The sequence below is a fragment of the Brevundimonas sp. UBA5713 genome, from assembly GCF_002419815.1.
In the GTDB taxonomy this organism is placed as follows: domain Bacteria; phylum Pseudomonadota; class Alphaproteobacteria; order Caulobacterales; family Caulobacteraceae; genus Brevundimonas.
In genome coordinates, this window is record NZ_DIGV01000060.1 from 1 (window position 1) to 5164 (window position 5164).

Genomic DNA, 5164 nt, shown 5'->3' on the forward strand with positions numbered 1-5164 from the left:
GCTCCGGCACCGGCTCCCAAGCCGCAAGCGCCGTCGGCCCCGCGCCGCATCGAGGCTGTGGCTCCGCGTCCGGTGATGACGGCTCAGGCTCCGTCGGCCCCGACCGTCGCTCAGACACCGGAACTGCCGGGCACCGCCACTGTGCTGACGCTGGGCGCACACATGTGCAAATGGCCGATCGGCGACCCGTCGTCGCGCGACTTCTCCTTCTGCGGCCGCCGCGCCTCGGAAGGCGTGTACTGCGTCGAGCACGCCCGCGTCGCTTATCAGCCGCAAGTCAAAAAGGGCACGAAGGACGGCGCGTCCGAACTGGCCCGTAGCCTGCGTCGCTACATCTAAGTTCCGCCTCGCGGAAATCTCGAGAGAAAGGGCGCAGCGGGCAACCGTTGCGCCTTTTTCTTTTGGCGCGCCTAGTTCAGCGTGCGGCGCGCGTCCGGCACATCCAGACTGAAATGCGGGACAGCCACCTCGAACATGTGGCCTTCCGGATCCTGCATGAAATAGGCCCCGACCATCGACCCAGACGGCGTGGTCAGCGGGCATCCCGAGGCATAGGCAAAACTGTCGCCCGGCTCGATCACCGGTTGCTCACCCACCACACCCGATCCGCGCACTTCCTCGACGCGGCCCAGCGCATCGGTAATCGTCCAGCGACGCGCCACCAATTGCAGCGGCGTGCCCGTCAGATTGACGATTTCAATCTGATAGGCCCAGACCCAGTGGTTGGCTTCGGGGTCGGATTGGGCAGCCAGATAGGACGGCTGGACGCGAACGACCACACCATCGGTTTCGGCGCTATAGGCAGAAGCACTGGGCATACGCTATATGCGTCCCGCCGTAGACGGGGTTCAAGCTGAGTCTTTCCCCGATGACTGTTTTCTGGGCGAGACAGGCAGAAAAATCCGTGTGAGAACAGGACGGCATGACCAGTTTCAAACTTCCCGACCAAGCCGGCATCATCCCCTTTCAGGGCATTGAGACCCTGATCGCGACGGGGGCCATCACCAGCCAGACCCCATTTGATTCCGATCAGGTCCAGCCCGCCAGTCTGGACCTGCGCCTGTCGGACGTGGCGTGGCGTGTGCGGGCCAGCTTCCTGCCGGGCAAGCGCAAGGTCGAGGACCGCATCAAGGATGTGGCCATGCACTCGATCGACCTGTCGGGTGGCTATGTGCTGGAAAAGGGCTGCGTCTACATCGCCCGCCTGCAGGAACACCTGTCCCTGCCCAAGGGACTGAATGCCCGCGCCAATCCAAAATCCTCGACCGGCCGTGTCGATGTGTTTGTGCGCTTGCTGACCGATCAGGGCCAAAGCTTCGACGATGTCGATGAAGGCTATAAGGGCGCGCTTTATCTGGAAATCGCGCCGCAGACCTTCTCCATCCTCGTGCGTCCGGGCACACGCTTGAACCAGCTGCGCCTCAAGGCCGGTGAGCCGCCGCGTCTGGAGACCCGCAGCGTCGGTGTCGATCTGATGCCGAACGAGAACGGTATCGTCGGCTTCCGTGGCCGCCGCCACGCGGGCGTGGTCGATCTGGAAAACGTGGATGGGCATGACCCGCGCGATTTCTGGGAACCGTTGACCCTGCGCAATGGCGACCTGCTGCTGGATCCGGGCGAGTTCTATATTCTGGCGTCGTCAGACGACGTGGAAATCCCTGTCGATCAGGCCGCCGAAATGACCCCGATCGATCCGTCGGTCGGTGAGTTCCGTGTCCACTATGCAGGCTTCTTCGATCCGGGCTTTGGCACGGACGAGGCCCACGGGGCGGGCTCCAAGGGCGTGCTGGAAGTTCGCACGCACGACACCCCCTTCCTGCTGGAGCACCAGCAGACTGTCGCCCGCCTTGTCTATGAACCCCTGACCGAGCGCCCCACCCGCCTCTATGGCGAAGGCGGCAGCCACTATCAGAAACAGGGCCTGAAGCTGTCGAAACACTTCAAGGAATGGAAGTAGGCGGCGAGCGCCGCCGGGCTTAACCGCAGGGCGACTTTGGCTTCATCGCGCGTGTGAATGGGATGAGGCGCACCCTTGCCTGACCCAAGAGAAAGGCCCGCTGGATCAGCGGGCCTTTTGCCTATCAGGAAAGCCGATCGGCTTTCCGTAAGGAGGGGAATACCTTGGCCCAGATGCCCGTCGCAGCCAGCGCACCGACCCCGCCGAACACGGCCGCGCCGATGGGGCCGAGCAGGCGTACCATCACGCCCGAATAGGCCTCGCCCAGTTCGTTCGATGCGCCGATGAACAACATGGACACCGACGACACACGGCCCCGCATGTGATCGGGGGTGGCCAGCTGGATCAGGGTCTGGCGCACGTTCACACTAATCATGTCGGCGGCACCGCCGATAAAGAGCACCAGCGCCGACAGCCAGACGATCTCGGACAGGCCAAAGATGATGGTGCAGATGCCGAAAACAGCCACGGCGGCAAACATCCACGTGCCGCCATTCCTTTGGATCGGATAGCGACTGAGCCACAGCGCCATCACCAGCGCCCCTACCCCAAAGGCAGCGCGCAGGAAGCCAAACCCGATGGCCCCGACATGCAGAATGTCGCGCGCAAAGATCGGCGTCAGCAGAGCCACGCCTGCAAACAGCACCACGACCAGGTCTAGCGATATGGCCCCGAGCACGATCTTGGTCTTCCACACATAGCCCAGCCCCTCTTTGACCAGTTCGACCGGCGACACCTTGGGCCCCACCTCGGGTTTTCCGGACGTCCTGATCAGCAGGAAACAGGCAATGGCCATCAGGAACAACGCTGCCGATGAGGCATAGGCCAGCGGCACGGTAAAGCCGACGATCACCCCGCCCAGAGCCGGCCCCGCGATGGCACCCGTCTGGAACGAGATCGCCTGAGCCGCAATGGCAGCCGGTAGAGCCTTTCGTCCCACCACCATCGGCAGGAAGGCCTGCGAGGCGGGAGCCAGAAATGCCCGCGCCGCCCCGAACACAGCCGCGACCGCCAGCAGTCCCCACAGCGGCGGCGAGCCATGCAGCGCCATGGCCAGAAAAATGCTGGCGCACAGCATTTCGACAATGATCGACAAGGTCACCGTATGTTTGCGGTCGCGCCGGTCAGCCATGGCACCGGCAGGCAGGGTAAAGGCCAACAGAGGCAGGAACTGGCACAGTCCCACCAGCCCCAGATACAGGCTGGCCTGTTCAATCGGGTGATCGCGGCGGGCAATCTCATAGACCTGCCACAACAGGGCGGAGGACTGGATCTGGATGGCCAGAACCGCCACCAACCGCCCCACCCACAACAGGCGAAAGTCTCGGATCTTCCACGGACTGGAGGGGTCTTCGGGGGCAGGAACAGTCTCTGGCGGCTTGGAAACGGTCGTCACGAAGCAAAAATCTCTAAGAGGGGAGGCATAGGGAGTGATAACGCACTTCTCGGCGCGACTATCCCTGCCTAAAGCATGATCCCATGAACACTGTATCACAAGCCATCATCGATCCCGTCGAACTGACCCGCGCCCTGATCCGCCGCCCGTCGGTTACCCCCGCCAATGAAGGGGCGATGGAGGTGTTGGAAAAGGCGCTGACAGAGCTGGGCTTTAGCTGCCGCCGTATGGTGTTCGAGGGCCCGAGCGGTCAGGGCGACGATGCGCCCATCATCAACCTTTACGCCCGCCGTGGCACGGCCTCGCCCAATATCTGTTTCGCGGGCCATACCGATGTGGTGCCCACCGGCGCGGCCGAGCAATGGACCACCGGCCCGTTTGAAGGTCAGACCAAGGACGGCATTCTGTATGGCCGTGGCGCGGTCGACATGAAGGGCGGCATCGGCGCATGGGTAGCGGCCCTGTCACGCCTTCTGGCCGAAGGGGAAGTTGGCGGATCGCTCAGCCTGCTGATCACCGGCGACGAGGAAGGCCCCGCCCTTCACGGCACCAAGCGCGTGGTCGAGACCCTGATGGCCGAGGGCGAGGTGATTGACGCCTGCATCGTCGGCGAACCGTCATCGGCGGCGCAACTGGGCGACATGATCAAGGTGGGCCGTCGCGGCTCGATCAACAGCTGGTTCACCGTCCACGGCAAACAGGGCCACGTGGCCTATCCGGACCGCGCCGCCAATCCTGCGCCTGTCATCGCCAACCTGATGGCCCGCCTGAACGCGCGTGTGCTGGATGAGGGTTATCCAGAGTTTCCTCCGAGCAATCTCGAAATCACCACAATCGACATCGGCAATACGGCGACCAACATCATCCCCGCCGTGGCCAAGGCCCGCACCAATATCCGCTTTAACCCGACGCATACGGGCGCGGCGCTGGCCGAGTGGATCAACAAGGAAGCCGGTGCCCTCCAGGCTGAAACGGGTCTTCGCATCGAGGTCCAGCACATGATCTCCGGCGAGGCCTTCCTGACGCAAAACGCCGTCTTCATCGGCGCGGTGCAGGATGCGGTCGAGGCCGTGACCGGTCGCCGCCCCGAAGCCTCCACCAGCGGCGGTACGTCCGATGCCCGCTTCATCCGCTATATGTGTCCGGTGGTGGAGCTGGGTCTGGTGGGCCAGACCATGCACCAGATCGACGAGCGCGTTCCCGAACAGGAACTGCGCGATCTGACCGATGTCTATGTCGAGGTGATGCGCGCCCTGTTCGCGCGCCTGAAGGCCTAAAGCAGGCCCGAGATAAAGGCTTCGGCGTCGCGCACTTGCGTGGCCGTGCCTCTGAACACCGCCGCCGGATCGCCCGTGCCATAGGCCGACGGGTGGGTCAGGGTCGCATCGCGCGCCTGATCCTCGTCCAGCAACACCATGCCCCATAGATCGCGCAGATTAAGCCCGATGCGTGACAGATAGCGCCTGTCGCGACCCAGCAGCAGGGCCGCCGTCGCGCCTGATCCTTCGCCCCATAGAGCGATCCGGCCATCCAGAGCCAAAGCCTCGCGGCGCTCCATCAACCAGCCCAGCGCTGTGGCGACATCGGATGTGTGGGCGTTAAAGCCGTGGCGTCCGGCCCGGCGGTCGACCAAGGCGACCGTTATGCCGCGCGCATTCAGCCGCCGCGCGCTGGCCATCATCCGGCTGTCAGGGGCACCGCGTTCGGCGCGCCCCAGCATCAGAACCACAGGCTGCCGTGCCGATCCACGTCCGCCCAGCAGGATCAATGACTGGCGCGAAAACGGTCCGTAGGCGTGGCGCGTCTGCCCC

At 64.0% G+C, this 5164-nt stretch carries 6 protein-coding genes; 3 read left to right on the forward strand and 3 right to left on the reverse strand.

Translation table 11 applies throughout. The features are described from left to right. A partial coding sequence (locus B3B04_RS13980; protein WP_292043751.1) for a GcrA family cell cycle regulator occupies window positions 1-339 on the forward strand: 339 nt, incomplete at its 5' end. Window positions 340-410: 71 nt separating this feature from the next. On the opposite strand, the gene apaG is transcribed toward B3B04_RS13980, so the two are convergent. Continuing rightward, window positions 411-818, reverse strand: coding sequence for a Co2+/Mg2+ efflux protein ApaG (apaG, locus tag B3B04_RS13985; RefSeq protein WP_292043753.1), 408 nt, complete (start codon window positions 816-818; stop codon window positions 411-413). Between the two features lie 104 nt (window positions 819-922). Here apaG and B3B04_RS13990 point away from each other — a divergent pair, with 104 nt between their 5' ends. Continuing rightward, window positions 923-1957: a 2'-deoxycytidine 5'-triphosphate deaminase gene (locus tag B3B04_RS13990; protein ID WP_292043755.1), complete on the forward strand. Its 1035-nt coding sequence runs from the start codon at window positions 923-925 to the stop codon at window positions 1955-1957. Window positions 1958-2081: 124 nt separating this feature from the next. Here B3B04_RS13990 and B3B04_RS13995 read toward each other — a convergent pair whose 3' ends face one another. Continuing rightward, entirely contained in the window at window positions 2082-3353 is a 1272-nt protein-coding gene (locus B3B04_RS13995) for an MFS transporter (RefSeq protein WP_292043756.1), read from the reverse strand. A gap of 83 nt (window positions 3354-3436) precedes the next feature. Between B3B04_RS13995 and dapE the strand changes: the two genes are divergently transcribed. Then, the gene (gene dapE / locus B3B04_RS14000) at window positions 3437-4630 is read left to right on the forward strand and encodes a succinyl-diaminopimelate desuccinylase (RefSeq protein ID WP_292043757.1); all 1194 of its coding nucleotides are present in this window, start codon (window positions 3437-3439) and stop codon (window positions 4628-4630) included. Here the strand turns inward: dapE and B3B04_RS14005 are convergent. Beyond that, window positions 4627-5164, reverse strand: a 538-nt coding sequence (locus tag B3B04_RS14005) for an alpha/beta hydrolase (protein ID WP_292043758.1), incomplete at its 5' end; no start/stop codon positions are given. The two genes, dapE and B3B04_RS14005, sit on opposite strands and share 4 nt — an antisense overlap.

Coding starts and splice junctions, on each gene's coding strand:
- apaG (WP_292043753.1), bottom strand. CDS start 818: ATGCCCAGTGCTTCTGCCTATAGCGCCGAAACCGATGGTGTGGTCGTT.
- B3B04_RS13990 (WP_292043755.1), top strand. CDS start 923: ATGACCAGTTTCAAACTTCCCGACCAAGCCGGCATCATCCCCTTTCAG.
- dapE (WP_292043757.1), top strand. CDS start 3,437: ATGAACACTGTATCACAAGCCATCATCGATCCCGTCGAACTGACCCGC.